This window comes from Chrysosporum bergii ANA360D, from assembly GCF_029891735.1.
Lineage (GTDB): Bacteria > Cyanobacteriota > Cyanobacteriia > Cyanobacteriales > Nostocaceae > Umezakia > Umezakia bergii.
In genome coordinates this window covers 15,667-39,480 of the sequence record NZ_JANQDH010000038.1, presented here as the reverse complement: position 1 = coordinate 39,480, position 23,814 = coordinate 15,667, and the positions used below count along the sequence as shown (strand labels likewise).

Genomic DNA, 23,814 nt, shown 5'->3' with positions numbered 1-23,814 from the left:
TATCAGCAGAGGACATAATCAGCCTTTTTGTTGCTCAAACCTTTGATACGGGCTAACATTAATTCATCCCGTTGTTGCCAAACTGTAAATATGTTCTCTCTACCATCAAATAAAGTTTCTGTATCTATTTGATAGCAATCATTTACCTTTCGTAACTTTAACCCCAAGAGAGCTAAAAGTCGGCTCAGTATTTTTATTGGTGAAATATGCCCGTTCCCTTTGATTAAATCAATACCCAGTAATCTTTTGATGTGTTTACTATGCTGAAATACTACATTTTTTAGCAAGAGTAAATCAACATCATGTTCTGTAAATTGTCTTTTTGGTTCTAACAATTGAAGCATTCCTAATGCTCTCATAGCTTCAACTTTGCAGGTATAAATTGTTAAATCTGGTAGAAAAACTTTACCATCCCCCCACAATAATTGTTCACGCCATTCTTGCTGATCTTTAACATGAAAAAACTCGCTTTCATGTGTGAGATAATAGTGAATTAGTAATTGAGAATAGTAACCTTTATCATCTTTTAATTTCAATAAAGGAGTAATTGGAATACCATACCTCTGTTTGAGGTTATATTTATGAATTTGGTGACGTTCTGCTTCTGAGAGAGAATGTTTATTTAATAATTCCTCATACTCCATATAATTAATATCTCGCGCTGTAGCCACAGCAGTGGCGGACGTGAACTGATGTTGTTGCTTAATTTGTCTAATTTTGTGTTTAATATCTTTGGCTTTCTGACGCTTTTCTGCCCAATCTTTTTGCACTTTAACTATTTCTAAAACTAATCTTTTGCGGTTTTCTACATCCTGGGAATCTGTTGCTAAAAATGCTAGGCGTAAATCTCTAATAATATTATTGTGAACCGCGTTACTGCGTAACCAAATTTGATGTCCATCTGCTATTAAACCATCTTGCATGGATTGACGATATAAACTCATAGAAGCGTTTACCCTAGCAGATAGTTTTGCCCATGTCCGCAAATGCAGAGGGTCATAAACTAATGGTAGGTCTACATCTATTTTATGTAAGGGACTGAGCAAGGCTAGGTTTTCTTTCTGATTTTCTTGATACCAGTCAGATAGTAGTCGGTAATTAGTGCTACCACTACCAATTAAACCTATTCCTCGCTTGGCGCACCAAATAATACGTGGTACATCATCTCTTACTCTTGCTAATGCTTGTCGTGCTTCTGAATCAGGAATTACTCCCTGAAAAATGCCATACACTCGGTCGAAGTGTTGCACATCAATACTAATTCCTGTACCCACACTAGGAGTCACAAAAACTGTATCATATTCCGCAATTCTTTGATTAATATCTCTGACAAAATCAACTGCTGGATGACCGGGTGTGCTGGTTGTGTGGCTACTAATTACTAAAGATTTGGGAAATTGCCGGCGTAATTTTTCTAAACGTTCTTGGAGGTAGCTTTCAATGGTTTCACAACTATAACGCCCTGAACGACTATCAGTAGTAACGTAACATTTACGCCCGGCTATTAAATCTAATTCCAGTTGATGAATTAAGGGTGTGGGGTTGGGAGAGTCATAAAAGGTAACATCCCAGCCTTTGTGGGGTTTCCATTGATTTATTAACACCCAGGGGGTTAGTTTAATGTCTGATAATCCTTGCAAATATTCTAAAGATATATCAGATAAGTCAGCATCTTGAGCAATTACTAATCCTCCAGTAGTCAAAACTGTATTAATTAATTGTTGAAATAATTTTAAAATTTTGACTCGTTTATGTTTACAAGTGTTGCTGTTGAGTAAATGCCACAAACTCTGTTCTACTTCATCCAAAATTAATATTGCCCCTTGCCAGTCTTTAGGGTTAAGTTTCCAAATTGAATCAACACATAAACCAAAAGCTTTATTAGCTAATTTGTTATCTGTTATGGTTAAATCTTCCCTAGAATTTAATCCCCATTGAATCCCAATTTTATCACACAAAAATCTACCTAGCTGAATCCTATGTGTAATTAATAATATTGGTCTATCGGCAAGTTTAGCTTTGTTAACAATAGTTTGCAGTGCTGTGGTTTTTCCTGTGCCTTTGGCTGATTTTATCCCTACTAGTCCAGTGGTGGGATAAGATACATTTTCTAGGTAAGGACAGTTGACTGTGAGTGCTGGGGGAATGGTTAACTGAGTATGGGGTTGGCTTTGGGATAAATAAATTTCTAAATCAGTACTTTGGCGATACAATTTATCGAAAGCACCTGCGCCTTTAGCAACAATGAACTCATCAACACCTTTTTCTGTTCCTGGAAGTTCTATGACTTTGACCGGGCATTTTTTGGACTGGAATAAATAACCTAACTGAGAAATAGCATTGTTGATAGCAGCAATTTTTCTGGGTTGAGTTTCAAAATCAAAGCAAATCAAAAAAGAGCGCTTTGTTATGGCGAATGCTCCTAAGTCGGGAATTAGTTGGCGACTGGTGACTTTACCAAATATATCTTTGACGACCCGGTAACCACTGGTAATACCTGGAATGGCGATCGCCGTATATCCTTGTGTTAATAGGGCTGCTGCTTTTTTTGCTCCTTCGCAGATAATCACTGGTAGGTTATGTTGCATTACCCACTGCCAAAACCCTTCGGCTGCGCCATGGGGGTCAATGTTGATACTATTGGGCATGGCTAGATTATAGCGTTGAGAAACTAGCTGCCAGATTTTTAATGTCACCCGCAAACAAAATACTCGTGTTGGGGTGCTGGGTGGATGTTCATATTTGATGGGTTTGCCATTTTGATTGCTTCGGGGTTGGTTGGGCTTAAAGCATCCCCATTCCATTGATTGCCAATTATTGAGGGGATCTAAACCAGAACACCACCAACCACCTGCGGTGACATGATTATAACGTTGTAACCAACTATTTTTCACCATACCTGTGTTGGTACGGGGCAGATGCTGAGAAATTAAGAGATATTCTAAGGCTGATGCGTCTTGGAGAGATTTAAAGTTGAGTTGAGCTAAGTCTACATCTATACTGCTTTTCTTGACTAATTCCTCAAGGTGTTTGATGTGTAAGGATTGCAGAGGCATGGTAAGACCCTTGAACGGAATACGACGGATTTAAAACTTATCATGCCTGGCCTGGATTTCTATGGGGATTATTACTAAGTTTAAATGATGTTTTTTTAGCTATGCACGACTAAATACATCGGTAAATGAGCAAGTGCATAACTCTATCAGAGTATATTGCTGTATTAATAAACTTGTATTGTCAGATTTAAGGGGGATTATTTTTGATATTTCAGTAAATTTGCTCAATAATCCTGATTAGCAGCCAGGGAAAATATAGCTTTAAATTCCCTGTCTAATAGCTTAAGTCGGTTAAAACCCACTAGTAACACAAGCATCCTGCTTGTTTGATTTATTGTGCGATCGGTTAGCGGGCGGTGGGGGGGAGCCAGGGAATAAATTCCCTGTCTAATAGCTTAAGTCGGTTAAAACCGACTGGTTTATGGTTTGTGTTTTATGGTTTGGATGTGTGGGGAGGGGGTTTTATGGTTTGGGTTTTAGCTTGACTAAAACCGACTGGTAACACAAGCATCCTGCTTGTTTGATTTATTGTGGGGTGGGATGGGTTGGCGATCGGTGGGGGGGGAGCCAGGGAATAAATTCCCTGTCTAATAGCTTAAGTCGGTTAAAACCGACTGATTTATGGTTTGTGTTTTATGGTTTGGATGTGTGGGGAGGGGGTTTTATGGTTTGGGTTTTAGCTTGACTGACTTTTGCTTGGGCTTGGGTAATTTATTCTCGGACAAGCAGGATGCTTGTGTTACGTGGACAAGCAGGATGCTGGTTTGGGTTTCGGGAATAAATTCCCCGGCTATATTCCCCCGGCTATATTCCCTGTCTATATCCGGTAACTTTAAATTCGCCAGCCCTTTCTTCCTCTTCTGGTATGGGGGTAGTTTCTGGAACTACTGGTATGGTGGGTTCTTGAGGGGGAAAATATTTTTCTACTGGTTCTTCCTGTGCTGGTGACTCAGTGGGCTGTGGTGTTTCCGGTTCTTCCAGTTCCTTAACTTCAGGGGTGGGAGTTATTTGTGGTTGTGTTTCTGGTGCTGGTGACTCAGTGGGCTGTGGTGTTTCCGGTTCTTCCAGTTCCTTAACTTCAGGAGTGGGAGTTATTTCTGGTTCTTGTAACTCCGTTGGGGGTGTTTCTGTAACTTCAGTTTCAGGAATCAGCTGGGGCTGTGGTTCCGGTGTTTTTTCAACGGTGGGTGTGGGTGTTGGTTCAATAACTTCTTTTTTAACTTCTTTTTTGGCTGTGTAATCAGGGTCTACAATGCCAAGGGACTGATCCGCTTTTAATTCTCCTCTGACAATTTTCGCCAGTGTGTCTTCTCCCTGGGGCTGGTAATTGATCACTCTGGCGGTGGTATTGAAAGCATTTTTGATGGGATTGCCTTGATTATCCAGAAATTCTAGTTTTACCCAGTTTTTACCAGGTTTGAAGCCCTTGAGGTAAATTGGTTGCCAGCGATCTAAAATAAAGCTTTCATCATTAATAGTGCAACGAATACGCCAATCGCTGATGGTATCGTTGGGGTTGTCTTCAGCCACAAGGTGCAGAGGAGCGTTGGTTAAGTAAAAGTCTAGTAAAATTGGTTCTGCTCCATAACTGCCTTTAGGACGGCTATAGGTTAGGACTGGTAGAGTAGGATCTGGGTTATTGTCGTCTGTTTTGGTGAAGATATGAAATGTTGTCTGGGCATAAGCACCCTCATTTTTAAAGCTTTCGTGCCACGGACGAGAAGCAAAAACCCGCAGGGTGTGTGTACCTGGAGAAAGGTCTGGTAAAACTAGGGGCTGGTTAATATTGTAAACCGCTATATAAGGTTGATTATCCAGAATTACGTGGAGATGGGGTCCCAGTTCTAATTGAGGATCTTTAAATATGGGTAAGTCTTTCACCTCAAAGTTGACTGTAACTGTATTATCTTGAAGAATTTTATCAGGTTGGGGAGTAACTATTGTCACCTGTGGAAGGTAATTTTCTAAAGTTGGGCGTAGTTCTTGAATTACCGCCGGTGGGGAAACTTCGGAAAATTGTGCTGATATCTGAGAAATTTCCGAAGGGTTACTGGTATTGCTCACGGGTATTTCTTTGCCACCAGCTTTTTCACTACAACTGGTTACACTCAATACCAGAACAAATGTCATGAGCCACTTAAAAATAGTCAATTTCATAGAAAATATCCGATCTAACACCGCTTGCTGCCAGGATTTCATACATTTCATCCTTCTATGAGTCGTCAGTAACTGAATAAGCTATTGTGGCTTAATTGTGGCTTAATTCTGCATCTGACACCATATCCCAAAAGGTTAAATTTTTATTACAGCTTTTAACATTATTTCTTATTTCTTTATTCTTTTTTAAGAAAACTTTAGAAAAATTTAGAAAACTTAATAATTGGGTGTTTTTGTTTGTAGCAACGGAAACAGATAAATTCTTTTTCGGTTAAGTTTGGTTGAAGTTAAATCATAAGTATTACAAATTGTTATGCTTTGTAAATTAAATGCAAAATCTCTTGACTTTTTGCTCAAACCTTGAAATATCAAAAGCTTATTAGACAATTATTCCAGCTAATTTGAATTATTGTTAAAATGTGTTTAACAATTCACCAGTTATGACTCTATAATTCAACAGAAACGAAATTCCACATGGACTCATTATCACGGCTTACGGAGTTTCTGTAGTTTGCGACTGGGATTAACTGTGTGGTACTTATGATTCCTCATTCCTTATCAAGAGAGGAGGTCGAATGACGATTAGTCCTCCGGAGCGAGAGGAAAAGAAAGCAAGGGTCATAGTCGATAAAGATCCGGTTCCTACCTCATTTGAAAAATGGGCAAAGCCAGGACACTTCGACAGATCCTTAGCAAAGGGACCCAAAACCACCACATGGATTTGGAACCTTCACGCTCTCGCCCATGACTTTGATACACATACAAGCGATTTAGAAGACATTTCCCGCAAAGTCTTCGCAGCCCACTTCGGCCATTTAGCCGTAGTAACCATTTGGTTGAGCGGGATGTTATTTCACGGCGCTAAGTTCTCGAACTACGAAGCTTGGTTAAGTGACCCCTTAAATGTGAGTCCTAGCGCTCAAGTCGTTTGGCCTATTGTGGGACAAGACATTTTAAATGGTGATGTGGGTGGAGGATTCCACGGTATTCAGATCACCTCTGGCTTGTTCCAAGTGTGGCGCGGCTGGGGTATTACTAGCTCATTCCAACTCTATGTAACAGCTATTGGCGGCTTGGTACTAGCAGGCTTGTTCTTATTTGCTGGTTGGTTCCATTACCACAAACGCGCTCCCAAGTTGGAATGGTTCCAGAATGTGGAGTCAATGCTGAATCACCACTTGGCAGTATTGCTGGGTTGTGGTTCTCTGGGATGGACAGGACACCTAATTCACGTGTCAGCACCAGTCAACAAACTCTTGGATGCAGGTGTCGCAGCAAAAGATATACCTTTGCCCCATGAGTTTCTGCTGAACAAGGACTTATTAACAGATTTGTACCCCGGCTTTGCCAACGGGTTAACACCATTCTTCACTTTGAATTGGGGTCAGTATGCTGACTTCCTCACCTTCAAAGGCGGTTTAAACCCGGTAACAGGGGGCTTGTGGATGACTGATATCGCCCATCACCATTTGGCGATCGCGGTTCTGTTCATCATTGCTGGTCATATGTACCGTACCAACTGGGGTATTGGTCACAGCATCAAAGAGATCCTGGAAAACCATAAAGGTCCTTTCACAGGAGAAGGTCACAAAGGTCTGTACGAAAACCTGACCACATCTTGGCACGCTCAGTTGGCAACTAACCTTGCTTTCTTGGGTTCACTGACAATCATCATTGCTCACCATATGTACGCAATGCCCCCGTATCCGTATTTAGCAACGGATTACGCAACGCAATTGTGTATATTCACCCACCATATGTGGATAGGTGGCTTCTTGATTGTGGGCGGTGCGGCTCACGCAGCCATATTTATGGTGCGGGACTACGATCCGGTTGTTAACCAAAATAACGTGCTAGATCGTGTGATTCGTCACCGGGATGCGATCATTTCTCACCTGAACTGGGTGTGTATTTTCCTGGGCTTCCATAGCTTTGGACTATACATTCACAACGATACAATGCGTGCTTTGGGTCGCCCCCAAGATATGTTTTCCGACACGGCAATTCAGTTACAACCAGTATTTGCTCAGTGGGTGCAAAACCTGCATACTCTAGCGCCTGGTGGTACTGCTCCCAATGCCTTAGAACCGGTTAGCTATGCCTTTGGCGGCGGTATTTTGGCAGTGGGCGGCAAAGTGGCAATGATGCCCATTACATTGGGGACTGCGGACTTTTTAGTTCACCATATCCACGCCTTCACCATTCACGTTACTGTCCTCATCCTGCTCAAGGGTGTATTGTTCGCCCGTAGTTCTCGTTTGATTCCAGACAAGGCTAACTTGGGCTTCCGCTTCCCTTGTGATGGTCCCGGTCGTGGCGGTACTTGCCAAGTATCTGGTTGGGACCACGTGTTCCTCGGATTATTTTGGATGTACAACTCCCTATCTATTGTCATCTTCCACTTCAGCTGGAAAATGCAATCAGATGTCTGGGGAACAGTAGATGCAGCAGGTGATGTGTCTCACATTACTGGTGGTAACTTTGCCGAAAGTGCCATCACCATCAACGGCTGGCTGCGTGACTTCTTGTGGGCGCAAGCTGCACAAGTAATCAACTCCTACGGCAGTGCTTTATCTGCCTATGGGTTACTGTTCTTAGGCGCTCACTTCGTCTGGGCATTCAGCTTAATGTTCCTGTTCAGTGGTCGCGGCTACTGGCAAGAACTAATTGAGTCCATTGTTTGGGCACATAATAAACTGAAAGTAGCACCAGCAATTCAGCCCCGCGCTCTGAGCATTATTCAGGGTCGGGCTGTGGGTGTAGCTCACTATCTCCTAGGAGGAATTGTAACCACCTGGGCATTCTTCCACGCACACATCCTTTCAGTAGGGTAGCAATTAACTTGACTGAGTGCTGAGTGCTGAGTACTGGGTGATGAGTAATTCATCAAATCTGAAAACTTGGTACTCAAAACTCAGAACTCTACAAGTTGACACCTAATGGCTAAGGGTCAGAGGAATTATCAAAACCTATGGCAACCAAATTTCCCAAATTTAGCCAGGATCTCGCACAGGACCCGACTACTCGTCGGATATGGTACGCGATCGCCACTGGAAACGACTTTGAAAGCCACGATGGCATGACGGAAGAGAATCTTTACCAAAAGATTTTCGCCACTCACTTCGGTCACTTGGCAATCATCTTCCTGTGGGCTTCCAGCCTCCTGTTTCACGTAGCCTGGCAAGGTAACTTTGAACAGTGGATCAAAGATCCGCTTCATGTCAGTCCCATCGCCCATGCGATTTGGGACCCCCACTTTGGCGAACCTGCTATTGAAGCATTTACCCAAGGTGGCGCAAGCAATCCGGTAAACATCGCTTACTCTGGTGTTTACCACTGGTGGTACACCATCGGGATGCGGACAAACAACGAACTGTACACAGGTTCAGTATTCCTGTTGTTGTTGGCAGCATTATTCTTATTTGCTGGTTGGTTGCACTTGCAACCCAAGTTCCGTCCTAGCCTCTCTTGGTTTAAGAGTGCTGAACCCCGCCTGAATCACCACTTATCAGGTTTGTTTGGTGTTAGTTCTCTGGCTTGGGCTGGTCACTTGATTCACGTTGCTATCCCCGAATCTCGCGGACAGCACGTTGGTTGGGATAACTTCCTCACCACATTACCCCACCCAGCAGGTTTGACTCCTTTCTTTACAGGTAACTGGGGCGTTTACGCTCAAAACCCTGATACTGCCAACCATATTTTTGGTACATCTGAAGGTTCCGGTACAGCGATCCTCACATTCTTAGGCGGCTTCCATCCCCAGACAGAATCCTTGTGGCTGACCGATATGGCTCACCACCACTTGGCGATCGCAGTTATCTTCATCATTGCTGGTCATATGTACCGGACTAACTTTGGAATTGGTCACAGCATTAAAGAAATGCTCAATTCCAAATCTGGTTTAATCCCTGGTAGCAAGAGTGAAGGTCAATTTAACCTGCCTCACCAAGGTTTATACGACACCATTAACAACTCACTGCACTTCCAGCTGTCCTTAGCTTTGGCAGCACTAGGAACCATTACTTCCTTGGTAGCGCAGCATATGTACTCTCTGCCTCCTTACGCATTCATTGCTAAGGACTACACAACTCAAGCAGCGCTGTACACTCACCACCAATATATTGCTGGTTTCTTGATGGTTGGTGCTTTCGCCCACGCCGCCATCTTCTGGGTACGTGACTATGACCCAGAACAAAACAAGGGGAACGTACTAGACCGGATTTTACAGCACAAAGAAGCGATTATCTCTCACCTCAGCTGGGTATCGCTATTCTTAGGCTTCCACACCCTCGGTTTGTATGTACACAACGACGTAGTAGTTGCTTTCGGTACTCCTGAAAAGCAAATCTTGATTGAGCCTGTGTTTGCTCAGTTCATTCAAGCTGCTCACGGTAAGGTTCTGTACGGTTTAGATACCTTACTATCTAACCCCGATAGCATCGCCTACACAGCTTATCCTAACCACGGCAACGTTTGGTTAGGCGGCTGGTTAGATGCCATCAACTCTGGCACTAACTCCCTGTTCTTAACAATTGGCCCCGGCGACTTCCTAGTACACCACGCCTTCGCTTTGGCAATTCACACCACCACCCTGGTACTAGTTAAAGGTGCTTTGGATGCTCGTGGTTCTAAACTGATGCCCGATAAAAAGGACTTCGGTTATGCCTTCCCCTGCGACGGTCCAGGCCGTGGCGGTACTTGCGACATTTCCGCTTGGGACTCCTTCTACCTGGCTATGTTCTGGATGTTAAACACCATTGGTTGGGTAACCTTCTACTGGCACTGGAAACATCTAGGTATTTGGCAAGGTAACGTTGCTCAGTTCAACGAAAACTCTACTTATCTCATGGGCTGGTTCCGTGACTACCTCTGGGCTAACTCTGCTCAGTTGATTAACGGATACAACCCCTACGGCGTGAATAACTTGTCTGTTTGGGCTTGGATGTTCCTGTTCGGACACCTAGTTTGGGCAACCGGTTTCATGTTCCTGATTTCTTGGAGAGGTTACTGGCAAGAGTTAATTGAAACCCTGGTTTGGGCCCACGAGCGTACACCTCTAGCTAACTTAGTTCGCTGGAAAGATAAGCCCGTTGCTCTCTCCATTGTTCAAGCTCGCTTGGTAGGTCTAGCTCACTTCACCGTCGGCTACGTCCTCACCTATGCCGCGTTCTTAATCGCCTCCACTGCTGGTAAGTTCGGTTGATCCTAACTCTAGTTTTGTAGGTGAATAATAAAAATAGCCCCACCGTAAGGTGGGGATATTTCTCTTTTAACTTAATTAAAATAAAAAAATAATATTAATCTCAATTATCCTTCAAAATTCCTTAAATCTGTACATTCATAGACAGTTGTGTCAATTTTTCGAGCAACTTGTAAACTTCCGTAGCAATTTTACTTTGTGGATAATGTGGATCATTGGGGTTACATTCACCCAGGATTTTGGCTCTCGGAATGGCTTGTGGTATGTATTCTATTAGTTGTACATAAGATGGTTGCTTCTGTCTTTGGTGAATCATATTCCACAATTTTTTACAATATTTTGCTCTTTGTTTAATAGATTGATTTTGAATATAATCTTTTAAGGTAATATCTTCTGTATTTCCTGGAATAGCATCTTGTAACCCGGTTTCTAAATCAAAAAAGTGGAGAATCAACCAGATTTCAAAGCATGGATTGCTAATGCCTAATTTATACATAGGATTTTCACGACATATTTGCTCTATCTCAGAAATATCTGTTCTACGATTATCATATTCGTCAGTGTCTATTATCATCCATAATTCATCATATTCTGTAAGATCCCATTGTTTCTTTAACTCTTCAGAGAATTTAAGCAAAGTTTTATATACATACCGAGGAGATGAGTTTCCAGCTTCCTCTTCTTTTCTATCTATAAACTCCACATGAACATTACCAAGATTAAAATGCTGTTCATATTGTGTCTTTAAGGCCTTAAAATATTTATATTCTGTTTTATCCCCTTCCGCAGCTATGATATATAGTCTCCATTTTCCATCTTTACCACATTTACTAGCAATATAACTTGATCTACCTTGATAATCTGTGTTCCTTTCTCTCCCCATGTTATTACTCCTGACTCCATCCCAATAATTTTAAATCTTCAATAAAAGGTATTGCTCCAAATCTTCCATTAAGATATCCAGCAGCTAAATCTAGACCTTCAACATCTGTATTCGCTAGGGAATAAAGTAAAGATTGGCCGTATTTATCTTTTTCTACAAACCAAATTTCATCTTTTCTAAAAATATTTTTTATATCTAGTAAGTAAACATCATGGGTAGTTGCAATTAATTGACTATTTAAGTTTTTTCCCGGTTGATTTGGTTGATTTAGAAAATAATCAAACAGTTTTTTCATTAGTAGAGAATGTAGACTTCTTTCAATTTCATCTATTACATAAACAGCATTTCCCCGGGCTAAGTGCTGTAGCATAGGGAATAAATCCATTAATCTTTGTGTCCCATCGGACTCTTCTGATATTTCAAATTCTACTTCGCTATTTTCTTTATCGAACCTGACTGGTGATAAATTAATAACTATCAATTTGTCGGTTTCATCTTGTGCTTTAGAGATAATACATTGTAATGTGGGTATAAATATTGCGTTATTTTCACCTTCTGCATAAGGAAAGTCTTTCTTGATTTCCTCTTTAATTTCTGAGGGTATTTCTTTATACTTTTCTAAATCAATTCTCTTAGTAGTAATTTTTTTAATTCCTAAATCTAATGATTCTAAAAACTTACTTAAAGAATCTTGAACTGTAAAAAAAGGTAGTGAAGGCTTGGAATTAGGAAAAACAATTTTTAAAACATCACTAAACCATTGATATATAGGTTTTACCTCTTTTATTTTCCGTTCTTGTGAATTGGTCAAAAAAAGTAAATTTTCTCTTGTACTCTTTGCTTCATAACGAATTCTATTTTTTTCATCTTCAGAAATATTCATAAAAAACTCATGATTAAAATCATGAAAATTAATATCTTCTCCCATTCTTTCATAAATTGGTGTTTCTATATTTATACCAATTTCAAACAACCATTCTTCATGGATTTGATGTTTATCAACTAAAAAACCATAAGCATACTGTTTATTATGAGTCCTAAACTCAAACTCAAATCTAGATGGTTTTATGTAGCAGGTTTTATCTAGTTTAAAATTATTAATATTTATATTTGTATTTTTTTCAACCCCATTTACAATAAAATCTCTAGCAAATTTCATAGCTTTAATTAAGTTAGATTTGCCAGAAGCATTAGCACCATAAATTATAGAGGTTCTGAGTAATTTTATTGACTCCTGAGAATCACCTCCAACTACATGATGACTGTGATTAGTATCATGGGAAGCAATCATATTAAAATCTATCCTTTGGTTGAAGGAAAGGAAGTTTTCTACTGTAAACCGGATTAACATAATTATTGAGGTGTTTAGTAAATTCCTTCTATCGTAACTATAAGAAATTCAAAATTACATATTATTAACATTAGGCGGGCAAGATGCCCACCCCGTGACTTATAATCGCATCAGAGTTATTCTGCCGGCATTAAAAACTTGGCGACGGTTTGCACATCCTTATCGCCCCGTCCAGAACAGTTAAGAACAATGCGCGGACTACCACTCAGTTGAGGACAGAGGGTTTCCAGATAGGCGATGGCGTGAGCAGTTTCTAAAGCTGGTATGATTCCCTCTAACCTGGATAAACGCTGGAATGCTGCTAAAGCTTCTGCATCGGTGACGCTGTAATATTCAGCCCGTCCGGTATCTTTTAAATAACTATGCTCTGGTCCTACACCGGGATAATCTAAACCCGCACTAATTGAGTGTGCCTCAGTGATTTGCCCTTCTTCATCTTGTAACAGATAGCTCATGGCACCGTGCAATACACCAACTTGTCCTTTTGTCAAGGTGGCTGCGTGTTTGTCTGTGTTGACACCTTCACCTGCTGCTTCTACACCAATTAACCGGATAGAAGCCTCATTAACAAACTCGTGAAATAAGCCCATAGCATTGGAACCACCACCCACACAAGCCATGAGAATATCAGGTAAACAGCCCCACTTTTCCAGGGATTGGGCGCGAGTTTCTTGACCTATCACAGCGTGGAAATCCCGTACTATCATGGGGTAAGGATGGGGTCCCGCTACAGAACCCAAAATGTAGTGAGTTGTTTCTACATTGGTTACCCAATCCCGGATGGCCTCAGAAGTAGCATCTTTCAGGGTTCCCGTTCCCGCTTCTACTGGACGAACCTCAGCCCCCATCAGTCGCATTCTGAATACATTTAGGGACTGGCGTTCCATATCATGAACGCCCATATAAATTACACATTCCAGCCCAAAACGAGCGCAAACCGTGGCCGTTGCTACTCCATGTTGTCCAGCGCCTGTTTCAGCAATAATTCTTTGCTTACCCATGCGCTTGGCCAATAATACTTGACCTAATGCGTTATTAATTTTGTGAGCGCCTGTGTGATTTAAATCTTCACGCTTTAAGTAAATTTGCGCTCCAGTGCCATCTGGTCGGGCATAATGAGCGGTCAGGCGTTCAGCAAAGTATAAAGGTGTTACACGTCCTACATAGTCTCGCAGTAGTTGTTGTAATTCTAGTTGAAAACTGGGGTCATGGCGGTATTGCTGATAAGCTGTTTCTAATTCAGCCAAAGCCGGCATAAGTGTTTCCGGGACGTACTTACCGCCAAAGCGTCCAAAGCGTCCTTGTACGTCGGGAACTTGAATATTTAATCGGGAATTTGGAGAAAGGGGTGTAGTAGTCACGGAAATTTTTTGATTACAGCAGGGACATTATCATTTTGACATACTCACCGGCCTTGAAGGTCGGTGATTCTTGACAGTTCACAGTAACTCGCTGCCGAAACAGTCTTACAGTCACTCCCTGTCCATTTTAGGTCGTGCCGATGCCCCATGCCGACCATTTATTTTTATATTCTTAGCACCATTCTCATTTCTGTCTGCAAGAGTATTGCAATTTAAACACAACACTGAGCAAACAGATTTGTGCTAACATTAGTCTGTTGATAACATAGCCAATAGATTCTACACTGTTTAAGCAAAAATCACAAGTGGTTTAAGACATGAAACACATAGTATCTCAGACTTGAAAATACACTGGGTTTGTGTTACTAACTATAGAAGAAAAGTTTTACGCATGAAAGTCTTGAACTAATTTATAGTTACTTTGTGTCTTCTGTTGGTGGTGCGCCATTTGAGGTGCTGAAGAAATATATCCAGAATCAAGAAAAGCCGTCGTTCTACAACGGGGTTTTCAACCCATTTTTTAGATATAAAGCATAGATGGGAGTGCAAGTCCCATCCCAATTCATGTTAGATTTTTTCTGTTCAAAAAATTTATGTCTTCTTCTCAACCTTCCCAGCAACGTTTTGTCTACCGCGAATTTGGCGATGATAATTCTGCGGCTACAGAAAGAGCGACTCCTGAACTACCCCCACAGCAACAAAACCTCAAGGTACAGGCTTCTCGTAAAGGACGCAAGGGTAAAACTGTGACAGTGATTAGCGGTTTTCAGACCAAGCCAGAAGTTTTAGCAGGTTTAGTTAAGCAGTTAAAAACTCAATGCGGTAGTGGTGGGACTGTCAAGGACAATGAAATTGAAATTCAGGGAGACCATAAACAAAAAATTTGGGAAATTCTCACCAAGTTAGGTTACAAAGCCAAAATTAGCGGTGGTTAATGGGTGTGGGTTACTACACTTCCATAAAACCATTTACTCACCAATCTAATGGTACTGGATGAGCAGATTTGAATATTAACAGGAGGTTGTAATGGATATAATTCGGATCTTATGTGCTATTTTCTTCCCACCTCTGGGAGTATTTCTACAGGTTGGTTTTGGTATGGATTTTTGGATTAACATCCTGTTGACCCTGTTGGGTTATATTCCAGGAATAGTTCACGCAGTGTGGATCATTGCTAGGAAATAATAGTTAGGGGAGATGGGTGTGTTAGCTGATCTCCCCTGGTTGAGTATTATTAGTAAAATTAGTGGGACGGGGTAGCAGAAGATTAGAGGAAAATACTACTTGCTCAAGACGTGAACACCGATCCAGGTAAATTATCCCCGGTTCTTAGAATATTGATTAATCATAGAAGTTTGAAGTCGGCAGAGCCAGCAGTTACTCTTGGCAATTCCTCTTTATTATTGCAAAAGCCTATGCAGCCTACTAATCCTAACCAATTTACTGAAAAAGCCTGGGAAGCCATCGCCCAAACTCCAGATATAGCTAAACAACATCAGCAACAGCAACTAGAAAGCGAACACCTGTTAAAAGCGTTGTTAGAACAGGAAGGTTTAGCTAGTAGTATTTTAACTAAAGCGGGTGTGAATTTGCCAAAAATTCGCGATCGCACCGACCAATTCATCCAACGCCAGCCCAAAGTATCTGGTAGCAGCACATCTGTATTTTTGGGACGCAGCTTAGATACCCTGTTAGATAGAGCAGAACGATATCGTCAGGATTTCCAAGACGAATACATCTCCATCGAGCATTTATTGTTGGCTTACGCCAAAGATGACCGCTTTGGTAAAAGTTTATGCCAAGAATTTGGGTTAGATGAAGGCAAGCTAAAAAACATTATTAAGCAAATTCGTGGGAGTCAAAAAGTGACCGACCAAAATCCAGAAGGAAAATACCAGTCACTGGAAAAATACGGGCGTGACCTGACAGAAGCAGCACGTAAAGGTCAACTTGATCCAGTGATTGGTCGGGATGATGAAATTCGCCGCACTGTGCAAATACTCTCCCGTCGTACCAAGAATAACCCCGTGCTAATTGGTGAACCGGGGGTTGGTAAAACAGCCATTGCTGAAGGACTAGCACAACGCATTATTGCTGGAGATGTCCCCCAGTCTCTCAAAGACCGGAAATTAATCGCCTTAGATATGGGGGCTTTAATCGCTGGGGCAAAATTCCGGGGGGAATTTGAGGAACGGCTGAAAGCAGTATTAAAGGAAGTGACGGAATCAGGTGGGAATATAGTTTTATTTATTGATGAAATTCATACGGTGGTGGGTGCTGGGGCGACCCAAGGGGCGATGGATGCTGGTAACTTGTTAAAACCGATGTTAGCCAGGGGTGAGTTGCGTTGTATTGGCGCTACCACTTTAGATGAGTATCGTAAGTACATCGAAAAAGATGCGGCTTTAGAAAGACGGTTTCAACAAGTTTATGTGGGTCAGCCCAGTGTAGAAGATACAATTTCTATTTTACGCGGGTTGAAAGAACGCTATGAAGTCCACCACGGTGTGAGAATTTCCGATAGTTCTTTAGTGGCGGCTGCTACATTATCTAGTCGGTATATTAGCGATCGCTTCCTCCCAGATAAAGCCATTGATTTGGTAGACGAAGCAGCGGCCCGGCTGAAAATGGAAATTACCTCTAAACCAGAAGAACTGGACGAAATTGATCGCAAAATTTTACAATTAGAAATGGAAAAGCTGTCTTTACAAAAAGAAACAGATGCAGCTTCCAAAGAACGTTTAGAAAGAATTGAAAAGGAACTAGCGGATCTTAAAGAAGAACAAAGGACCCTAACGGCTCAATGGCAGTCTGAAAAAGATATTATCACCAAAATTCAATCAATTAAAGAAGAAATTGACCGGGTTAACTTAGAAGTCCAGCAAGCAGAAAGAAATTATGACCTCAATCGGGCGGCTGAATTGAAATATGGCAAGTTAACCAATTTACACAGCAAATTAGAAACAGCAGAAGGAGAATTAGCCAACGCCCAAAAAACTGGTAAATCACTATTGCGGGAAGAAGTGACAGAAGCCGACATTGCCGAAGTTATTTCTAAGTGGACAGGCATCCCCATCAGCAAATTAGTAGAATCGGAAAAAGAAAAACTGTTACACTTGGAAGAAGAACTACATCACCGCGTAGTTGGGCAAGGGGAAGCCGTCACGGCTGTGTCCGATGCTATACAGCGATCGCGTGCTGGACTGGCGGACCCTAATCGTCCCATAGCTAGCTTTATCTTTTTGGGACCTACAGGGGTAGGTAAAACAGAATTAGCCAAAGCCCTGGCGGCTTATATGTTCGACACTGAAGAAGCTTTAGTGCGAATTGATATGTCCGAGTATATGGAGAAGCACGCAGTTTCCCGGTTAATTGGTGCGCCTCCTGGATATGTGGGTTACGAAGAAGGGGGACAATTGACAGAAGCCATTCGTCGTCGCCCTTATGCTGTGATACTGTTCGATGAAATCGAAAAAGCACACCCAGACGTTTTTAATATCTTCCTGCAAATTCTCGATGATGGTCGTGTCACTGATGCCCAGGGTCATACTGTAGACTTCAAGAATACAATTATTATCATGACCAGTAATATCGGTTCTCAGTATATTCTGGATGTGGCCGGGGAACCAGCCCATTACGACGAAATGCGTCGCCGAGTCATGGAAGCTATGCGGAATACTTTCCGCCCAGAATTCCTCAACCGTATTGATGAATTTATTATCTTCCACAGTTTGGATAAAAAACAACTGCGGCAAATTGTTCTGTTACAGGTTGAGAGACTAAGGGAAAGACTAAGCGATCGCAAGATGTCCTTGAGATTATCAGATGCTGCCCTTGACTTTTTAGCTGAAGTAGGATATGACCCAGTTTATGGGGCGCGTCCACTCAAGCGGGCTATCCAAAGAGAATTAGAAACTCAAATTGCCAAAGCTATCCTGCGTGGAGAATTCAACGACGGTGACACTATTTTTGTTGACGTAGAAAATGAGCGCCTTTCCCTCAATCGTTTACCTGCGGAGGTATTCACAGTCTAAAAAAGGCCGGGGAATGAGATTTTCCTCACCCCGGCCTCTCTTATTCAACTTTACATAGAACTTGTCGCATTTTACGCATATTTGCGGGCAACTCATAATTCATGGCTTGTTGAATAAAAACTGCCGGGATGGGAATATTCGGTGTAGCTTTGACTTGATATGCCAACAAAGTGCCATTGGCAAAGTCTTTTAAGTCTAAATTAGCTGTAAAATCCAGAAAGCTCCCTTTTTGCATCCGAAATTGAATTTGCTGCCCTAGTAGTTCTACTACATCCAGATAAATTTCCACTTGAGCCGTAAAAAATAAAAAACTCTTTTGTGCCGCCTGATACAAGCGTTTGACTTCACCTTTAGATAAAACTTGGCTGGTGGTGATGTCAGGAAAATACTGTACCCAACGGGGGTAATCAGTTAATTGCTGCCATACCTGCCAGCGCAGCAAAGGTAAATACATACAGGCTGTCACACATCCACCCCAGGCCGTGTGGGATTCCGTTTGCAATAATATTTCACCCTGCATCAAAGACGATTGCCTTTCTTGACTCCAAGGCATATTCAAACCTTTAATAATTGAGTCCGAGATATTAGACGCAGACATATTAATTTTACTTACTCCTCAACTTCTCCATCGGTTAGGGATACCGAAAGTTTACTGGGATAACTGTATTTTTTGTCACTTTTTTACAACCATAGGTTAGTACTTCTGAAAATAGTAGCACTTGTGGAGGAAAATTGGACTTGAAACAGCTAGAATGGCACAAATACAATCTGATATTTTCTGATTGTGGGTTAGCAAATTGATATTGTCAACATCAAAAAATAAATATTCAAATGTGTCTGGCATCAAAAAATCGGTTTTTACCACTAATTTGGGCTAAAAATCTCCATATAAGCTAAAAAAATGATTTCTTGGGTGCTGGTTAATCTTGATGTGAGAGGTAAATTATTGTAATGAATCGTTCTTCCTTAAATCGGACATTAACGCAAATTTTTGGTGTTTTGCTGGGTATTGGATTAGCCATCTGGATACTAAGAGGTTTTGGTATTTTGACCTTTATTCCAGGGGGAGTAATTGGTCTGTTGTTCCTAGGGGCTATCACCACAGGGATTTTTAGCTATATGCAAAGGACTTGGTGGCGCTTGTAGTCTGTATGTTGGACTAAAGGAGGTTATTATCATATATAAAAACCTTGTTGTTGTTGAATATTAAACCGTTGCCATTAAACATAGTCGTTATTGGGGGAGGGGCTGCGGGATTTTTCGCCGCCATCGCCTCTGCTCAAGTTAATCCCGGCGCTCAAGTCACTTTACTGGAAGCTAGTCGTCAACCACTAGCAAAGGTATTAATTTCTGGTGGAGGGCGTTGTAATGTTACTCATGCTTGCTTTGAACCCGCTAGATTGGTACAAAATTACCCCAGAGGTGGTAAAGCCTTGCGGGGTGCTTTTAGCCGTTTTCAAGCCCAAGATACTGTAAATTGGTTTAGAGACCATGGTGTCCACTTGAAAACAGAAGCCGATGGGCGGATGTTTCCCATTACAGATAGTTCAGAAACTATCGTAGAATGTCTCATCAAAACTGCGGCTCAATGTGGGGTAGAACTACGCATGGGGACAGCAGTAGTTGCTGTGAAAAAACTTGCTTCAGCAGATGGTTTTGAAATTAGTTTAAAATCAGGAGTAAAGCAACAGTGCGATCGCCTACTATTGGCCACGGGAAGCAACCCCATAGGTTATAAAATCGCCAGAGAACTAGGTCATCATATAGAACCCCCCGTACCTTCTTTATTTACCTTTAATATTCCCGACCCTAAGCTAAGGTGTTTAGCTGGGGTGAGTGTCAACCCAGTACAATTACGTTTACCTGATACAGTCAAACCCCAACTAACACAAACAGGGTCATTATTAATTACCCACTGGGGTATGAGTGGTCCTGCTGTCCTCAAACTTTCGGCTTGGGGTGCAAGATTTCTCCATGAAAACCGCTATCAAGCCAGATTATTAATCAATTGGCTACCTGATTTCCATCAAGAACAAGTGCGGCAAAAAATCTTAGGAATTAAGAGCCAATGGGGACAAAAAGCCATAGCTTTACATCGGGGAGTTGAGCTACCCCATCGCCTCTGGCAATATGTTATTGATCGGGCAGGTATAACCACAGAAGACCGTTGGGCGGAACTATCCAACCAAAAATTAAATCAGCTACTGCAAGAAATAACTCAGGGAGAATATTTAATCACCGGTAAAGGAGTTTTTAAAGAAGAATTTGTCACCTGTGGTGGTGTTAACCTGAAAGAAGTTAACTTTAAGACTATGGAAAGTAAGTTAATTCCAGGTCTTTACTTTGCCGGAGAAATTTTAGATATTGATGGTGTCACCGGTGGTTTTAACTTCCAAAGTGCTTGGACAACAGCATATTTAGCGGGTAATGCTATGGGAAGTAGCGACTGTTCGCAAAAGCAGCCCCAAAATAACTGTTGCAAAGCTTAAACAAAATATTATCTGTAGTTTAGCCTAATTAGCCAATAGAAAGATTACAATCAAGACGGACAAATTAGCACTGTAACAAAGGAGGATTACAAAGCTATGTCCGATTTAAACCGAGGAATTATGAAATTTAAAGGTGCGGACTCACCCAAAGTAGTCACTATCTCTACTGTGCTGCTATTGGGTTCCATTGCTGCCTTGATTATCTGGGCGCTGCAATCCGCCTATGCCTTAAACTAACCTAATTAGCATTGAATGAGGACACTGGCAACAACGGTTACCACCGTGGCCAAGTGTCCATCCACCACAAGGAAAAAGTGCCAAAAAACTTGAGAATTTCTGATTTGCGGTTTTAGATGGAAAATAAGTCTAAAATCTAAAATCCATAATGATTGAACTTTGGGGTGTCCTAATCATTTTCATTACCTGTCCTATTCTGGGCGCATTGCCAATTATCGGTTGGATTACCAACGCCCTGAAAGGCAGGCAGTTGTCACAAATTGGCACAAAAAATATCAGCGTTTCAGCTGCTTTCTACCATGGTGGTACATGGGTAGGAATTTTGGCTGTTTTATCAGAAGCATTCAAAGGAATTACCGCAGTGTTGCTGTGTCGGCTGTTTTTTCCCCCTGGATCGGTCTGGGAATTAATAGCACTGATTACTTTAGTATTAGGTAGATACGGGGTAGGCAGGGGCGCAGGTACAACTAATGTGGTTTGGGGGTTCTTGGTGCATGACCCTCTGGTTACGGTATTTACAAGTTTGTTGGCAATTATCAGTTTTACCCTTTTAAAATCTAAACAACTGGTAAAATTCGGAGTTTTATTTGTGTTTCCTCTGTTCGTAGTACTTCTGAATGTAGAGAACTTCCCTAAAATCATGGCGGCCATTGTTCTGGCCGGAATGTTGGGGTGGATTTACACAAAAATTCCCGATGATTTAAAGCTACCGGCAGAAGCAGCCGACACAAACTCCCAAGTAGCCTTTACATATCTACGAGGCCAAGGCCAGATTCTTTCTCTGGATGACGAGTTAGATCCGGCTGTAGTTGGACAAAAAGCAGCAGCCTTATCTCAAATTAAGCGCTGGGGCTATCCAGTCCCCAAAGGATGGGTGATTTCTCCTGTGGATGATCCCCAAGAGTTGGTTGCTATGCTTCAACCCTCTGATTTATCGCCTTTAGTGGTGCGTTCCTCTGCCATCGGTGAAGACTCGGAACAAGCCTCTGCGGCTGGACAATACACAACAATTTTGTCTGTCACCAGCCAAGAGGAACTACAAGCCGCCATCGCTCAAGTCCAAGTTTCTTACCATCAGCCATCTGCTGTAGAATATCGTCGCCATCGTGGTTTACCAGATACCGCTATGGCTGTGCTGGTACAACAACAAATTCAAAGTGTTTATTCTGGGGTTGCTTTCAGTCGTGACCCTGTTACCCAGCAAGGGGATGCTATTGTGATTGAAGCCCTACCAGGTAGCCCTACTCAAGTAGTTTCCGGCCAAGTCACACCAGAACAATATCGCGCCTTTGTCATGGAAACAGATAATATTTCTTCTGTGCAAGTGGAAGGACAAGGACAAGTACCACAGGCATTAATTAAACAAGTAGCCTATTTAGTCCGGCGATTAGAAAAACACTATCATGGCATCCCCCAAGACATGGAGTGGACTTATGACGGCCAGAATCTCTGGGTTTTGCAATCCCGACCGATTACTACTCTATTACCTATCTGGACAAGGAAAATAGCAGCCGAAGTTATTCCCGGTGTGATTCACCCCTTAACTTGGTCAATTAATCGCCCCTTAACTTGTGGAGTGTGGGGAGATATTTTTACCATCGTTTTAGGCGATCGCGCTTCAGGGTTGGATTTTACCGAAACTGCAACCCTGCACTATTCCAGAGCTTATTTTAATGCCTCCCTCTTAGGAGAGATTTTTTTGCGGATGGGCCTACCACCGGAAAGTCTGGAATTTTTAACCAGAGGCACAAAAATGAGCAAACCGCCCTTAAAGTCTACCTTAGAAAATTTGCCTGGTTTAATCCGTTTGGTAAAGCGAGAACTCAGCTTAGAAAAAGACTTCAAGGGGGACTATGGTAATATCTTTGTTCCAGGTTTATCACAATTAGCACATGAGTCTGTAGAAGAACTACCAGCAACCCAGCTATTAGAAAAAATAGACTTGATCCTGGAATTGCTTCGCAGTGCAACTTACTACAGCATTTTAGCCCCCTTGAGTGTTGCTCTCAGACAAGCAATTTTTCGCGTCAAAGATGGGCAAATTGATAACAGTATTACCCCAGAGGTGTCAGCGTTGCGATCGCTCACTGTTTTAGCCGCAGATGCCAAGGCAATATTACCTAACTGTCCACCAGAACAAGTATTTGAGCAATTGGCACAAACCCCAGCAGGGAGTAAAATTATTGCTGAATTTAACGAACTCCTGGAAGATTACGGTTATTTAAGTGATGTGGGAACCAATATTGCCATTCCCACCTGGAAAGAAAACCCCCAACCCATCAAAGAATTATTTGTCCAGTTATTACAAAACCAACCACCAACAAAAGATGTAGATTCCATAACCAAACGTAAACGAGGAGTAGTGCAGCGACGAGTGGATATTAAAGGACGAGTTACAGAACTTTATTCTCGCCTATTAGCCGAATTGCGCTGGCGATTTATCGCTTTAGAGCAAATTTGGTTAAACTCCGCCTTACTCCAACAAACCGGAGATATCTTTTTTCTAGAATTAGATGAAATTCGCCGCTTAGTAACTGATGATGATTTTCAACTCAGAGAAAATCTATCTGCAACAGTGGAATTGAGGCGATGGCAATTCCAACAAGACAGTGAATTTAATCAAATCCCCCTAGTGGTTTACGGCCATACACCCCCCCATCCTCTACCCCCTTCTCCTCTTTACTCAGACCAAGTATTACAGGGTATTCCCGCCAGTCACGGTCAAGTAGAAGGAAGAATCAAAGTCTTACGAAACTTACAAAATTTACCAGAAATCAACCGTGAGACCATCTTAGTAGTACCTTACACAGATTCCGGCTGGGCTCCCTTGTTGGTTAGGGCTGGGGGCTTAATTGCTGAAGCCGGCGGGCGACTTTCTCATGGTGCTATCGTAGCCCGTGAGTACGGTATCCCCGCTATCATGGATGTTCACAATGCCACCTGGTTATTACAAGATGGGCAACGAGTTAGAATGGATGGAACTAGAGGAATTGTGGAATTATCTAAGGACTTAAGACCAGATTAATCTTTTGTGAACTTTTCCCTC

At 41.9% G+C, this 23,814-nt stretch carries 15 protein-coding genes and 1 pseudogene; 10 read left to right on the top strand and 6 right to left on the bottom strand.

The window, feature by feature from the left end; all coding sequences use genetic code 11:
* Positions 1 to 2 precede the first annotated feature (2 nt).
* Positions 3 to 3,056, bottom strand: coding sequence for a plasmid replication protein, CyRepA1 family (locus NWP17_RS05710; protein WP_280653948.1), 3,054 nt, complete (start codon positions 3,054 to 3,056; stop codon positions 3 to 5).
* Positions 3,057 to 3,860: 804 nt separating this feature from the next.
* On the bottom strand, positions 3,861 to 5,255 hold the full coding sequence (locus NWP17_RS05705; RefSeq protein ID WP_280653947.1) for a hypothetical protein: 1,395 nt from the start codon (positions 5,253 to 5,255) through the stop codon (positions 3,861 to 3,863).
* A gap of 533 nt (positions 5,256 to 5,788) precedes the next feature.
* Between NWP17_RS05705 and psaA the strand changes: the two genes are divergently transcribed.
* Positions 5,789 to 8,047: a photosystem I core protein PsaA gene (gene psaA, locus NWP17_RS05700; RefSeq protein ID WP_280653946.1), complete on the top strand. Its 2,259-nt coding sequence runs from the start codon at positions 5,789 to 5,791 to the stop codon at positions 8,045 to 8,047.
* 137 nt (positions 8,048 to 8,184) lie between these two features.
* Positions 8,185 to 10,416 (top strand): photosystem I core protein PsaB, encoded by a 2,232-nt coding sequence (psaB, locus tag NWP17_RS05695; protein WP_280653945.1) that lies wholly within the window; start codon positions 8,185 to 8,187, stop codon positions 10,414 to 10,416.
* A 121-nt stretch (positions 10,417 to 10,537) separates the two neighbouring features.
* Here psaB and NWP17_RS05690 read toward each other — a convergent pair whose 3' ends face one another.
* The 3 genes from NWP17_RS05690 to trpB form a co-directional block, all read right to left on the bottom strand.
* Positions 10,538 to 11,296 carry an RloB family protein gene (locus tag NWP17_RS05690; RefSeq protein WP_280653944.1) on the bottom strand — a complete coding sequence of 253 codons (759 nt, stop codon included), beginning with the start codon at positions 11,294 to 11,296 and terminating at the stop codon, positions 10,538 to 10,540.
* Positions 11,297 to 11,300: 4 nt separating this feature from the next.
* A complete protein-coding gene (locus NWP17_RS05685) occupies positions 11,301 to 12,647 on the bottom strand; it encodes an AAA family ATPase (RefSeq protein ID WP_280653943.1) in 1,347 nt (448 codons plus the stop codon).
* 116 nt (positions 12,648 to 12,763) lie between these two features.
* Positions 12,764 to 14,008 carry a tryptophan synthase subunit beta gene (gene trpB, locus NWP17_RS05680; RefSeq protein WP_280653942.1) on the bottom strand — a complete coding sequence of 415 codons (1,245 nt, stop codon included), beginning with the start codon at positions 14,006 to 14,008 and terminating at the stop codon, positions 12,764 to 12,766.
* A gap of 298 nt (positions 14,009 to 14,306) precedes the next feature.
* Between trpB and NWP17_RS05675 the strand changes: the two are divergent.
* The 4 genes and pseudogenes from NWP17_RS05675 to clpB all read left to right on the top strand — a co-directional run bounded on the left by NWP17_RS05675 (position 14,307) and on the right by clpB (position 18,042).
* Positions 14,307 to 14,545 (top strand): annotated as a pseudogene (locus NWP17_RS05675) (hypothetical protein).
* Positions 14,546 to 14,601: 56 nt separating this feature from the next.
* Positions 14,602 to 14,943 (top strand): translation initiation factor, encoded by a 342-nt coding sequence (locus NWP17_RS05670; RefSeq protein WP_280653941.1) that lies wholly within the window; start codon positions 14,602 to 14,604, stop codon positions 14,941 to 14,943.
* A gap of 91 nt (positions 14,944 to 15,034) precedes the next feature.
* Positions 15,035 to 15,193: a YqaE/Pmp3 family membrane protein gene (locus NWP17_RS05665; protein ID WP_280653940.1), complete on the top strand. Its 159-nt coding sequence runs from the start codon at positions 15,035 to 15,037 to the stop codon at positions 15,191 to 15,193.
* Positions 15,194 to 15,423: 230 nt separating this feature from the next.
* Positions 15,424 to 18,042, top strand: a complete 2,619-nt coding sequence (gene clpB, locus NWP17_RS05660; RefSeq protein WP_280653939.1) for an ATP-dependent chaperone ClpB — start codon at positions 15,424 to 15,426, stop codon at positions 18,040 to 18,042.
* Positions 18,043 to 18,082: 40 nt separating this feature from the next.
* On the opposite strand, the gene NWP17_RS05655 is transcribed toward clpB, so the two are convergent.
* A complete protein-coding gene (locus tag NWP17_RS05655; protein WP_280653938.1) occupies positions 18,083 to 18,640 on the bottom strand; it encodes an SRPBCC family protein in 558 nt (185 codons plus the stop codon).
* Positions 18,641 to 18,993: 353 nt separating this feature from the next.
* On the opposite strand from NWP17_RS05655, the gene NWP17_RS05650 reads away from it, so the two are divergent.
* The 4 genes from NWP17_RS05650 to NWP17_RS05635 all read left to right on the top strand — a co-directional run bounded on the left by NWP17_RS05650 (position 18,994) and on the right by NWP17_RS05635 (position 23,793).
* Complete coding sequence (locus NWP17_RS05650; RefSeq protein WP_280653937.1) at positions 18,994 to 19,188, top strand: hypothetical protein; 195 nt, start codon at positions 18,994 to 18,996, stop codon at positions 19,186 to 19,188.
* A 59-nt stretch (positions 19,189 to 19,247) separates the two neighbouring features.
* Positions 19,248 to 20,531 carry a BaiN/RdsA family NAD(P)/FAD-dependent oxidoreductase gene (locus NWP17_RS05645; RefSeq protein WP_280653980.1) on the top strand — a complete coding sequence of 428 codons (1,284 nt, stop codon included), beginning with the start codon at positions 19,248 to 19,250 and terminating at the stop codon, positions 20,529 to 20,531.
* A gap of 96 nt (positions 20,532 to 20,627) precedes the next feature.
* Positions 20,628 to 20,768 carry a hypothetical protein gene (locus NWP17_RS05640; RefSeq protein ID WP_280653936.1) on the top strand — a complete coding sequence of 47 codons (141 nt, stop codon included), beginning with the start codon at positions 20,628 to 20,630 and terminating at the stop codon, positions 20,766 to 20,768.
* Positions 20,769 to 20,916: 148 nt separating this feature from the next.
* Positions 20,917 to 23,793 (top strand): glycerol-3-phosphate acyltransferase, encoded by a 2,877-nt coding sequence (locus tag NWP17_RS05635; RefSeq protein WP_280653935.1) that lies wholly within the window; start codon positions 20,917 to 20,919, stop codon positions 23,791 to 23,793.
* Positions 23,794 to 23,814: the final 21 nt, after the last annotated feature.

Excerpts from the sequence above, each read along its gene's own strand:
- NWP17_RS05655 (WP_280653938.1), bottom strand. The coding sequence starts at position 18,640 with ATGTCTGCGTCTAATATCTCGGACTCAATTATTAAAGGTTTGAATATG.
- NWP17_RS05640 (WP_280653936.1), top strand. The coding sequence starts at position 20,628 with ATGTCCGATTTAAACCGAGGAATTATGAAATTTAAAGGTGCGGACTCA.
- NWP17_RS05670 (WP_280653941.1), top strand. The coding sequence starts at position 14,602 with ATGTCTTCTTCTCAACCTTCCCAGCAACGTTTTGTCTACCGCGAATTT.
- psaA (WP_280653946.1), top strand. The coding sequence starts at position 5,789 with ATGACGATTAGTCCTCCGGAGCGAGAGGAAAAGAAAGCAAGGGTCATA.
- NWP17_RS05710 (WP_280653948.1), bottom strand. The coding sequence starts at position 3,056 with ATGCCTCTGCAATCCTTACACATCAAACACCTTGAGGAATTAGTCAAG.
- NWP17_RS05650 (WP_280653937.1), top strand. The coding sequence starts at position 18,994 with ATGAATCGTTCTTCCTTAAATCGGACATTAACGCAAATTTTTGGTGTT.
- NWP17_RS05705 (WP_280653947.1), bottom strand. The coding sequence starts at position 5,255 with ATGAAATCCTGGCAGCAAGCGGTGTTAGATCGGATATTTTCTATGAAA.
- NWP17_RS05690 (WP_280653944.1), bottom strand. The coding sequence starts at position 11,296 with ATGGGGAGAGAAAGGAACACAGATTATCAAGGTAGATCAAGTTATATT.
- clpB (WP_280653939.1), top strand. The coding sequence starts at position 15,424 with ATGCAGCCTACTAATCCTAACCAATTTACTGAAAAAGCCTGGGAAGCC.
- NWP17_RS05635 (WP_280653935.1), top strand. The coding sequence starts at position 20,917 with ATGATTGAACTTTGGGGTGTCCTAATCATTTTCATTACCTGTCCTATT.
- NWP17_RS05665 (WP_280653940.1), top strand. The coding sequence starts at position 15,035 with ATGGATATAATTCGGATCTTATGTGCTATTTTCTTCCCACCTCTGGGA.
- NWP17_RS05685 (WP_280653943.1), bottom strand. The coding sequence starts at position 12,647 with ATGTTAATCCGGTTTACAGTAGAAAACTTCCTTTCCTTCAACCAAAGG.
- psaB (WP_280653945.1), top strand. The coding sequence starts at position 8,185 with ATGGCAACCAAATTTCCCAAATTTAGCCAGGATCTCGCACAGGACCCG.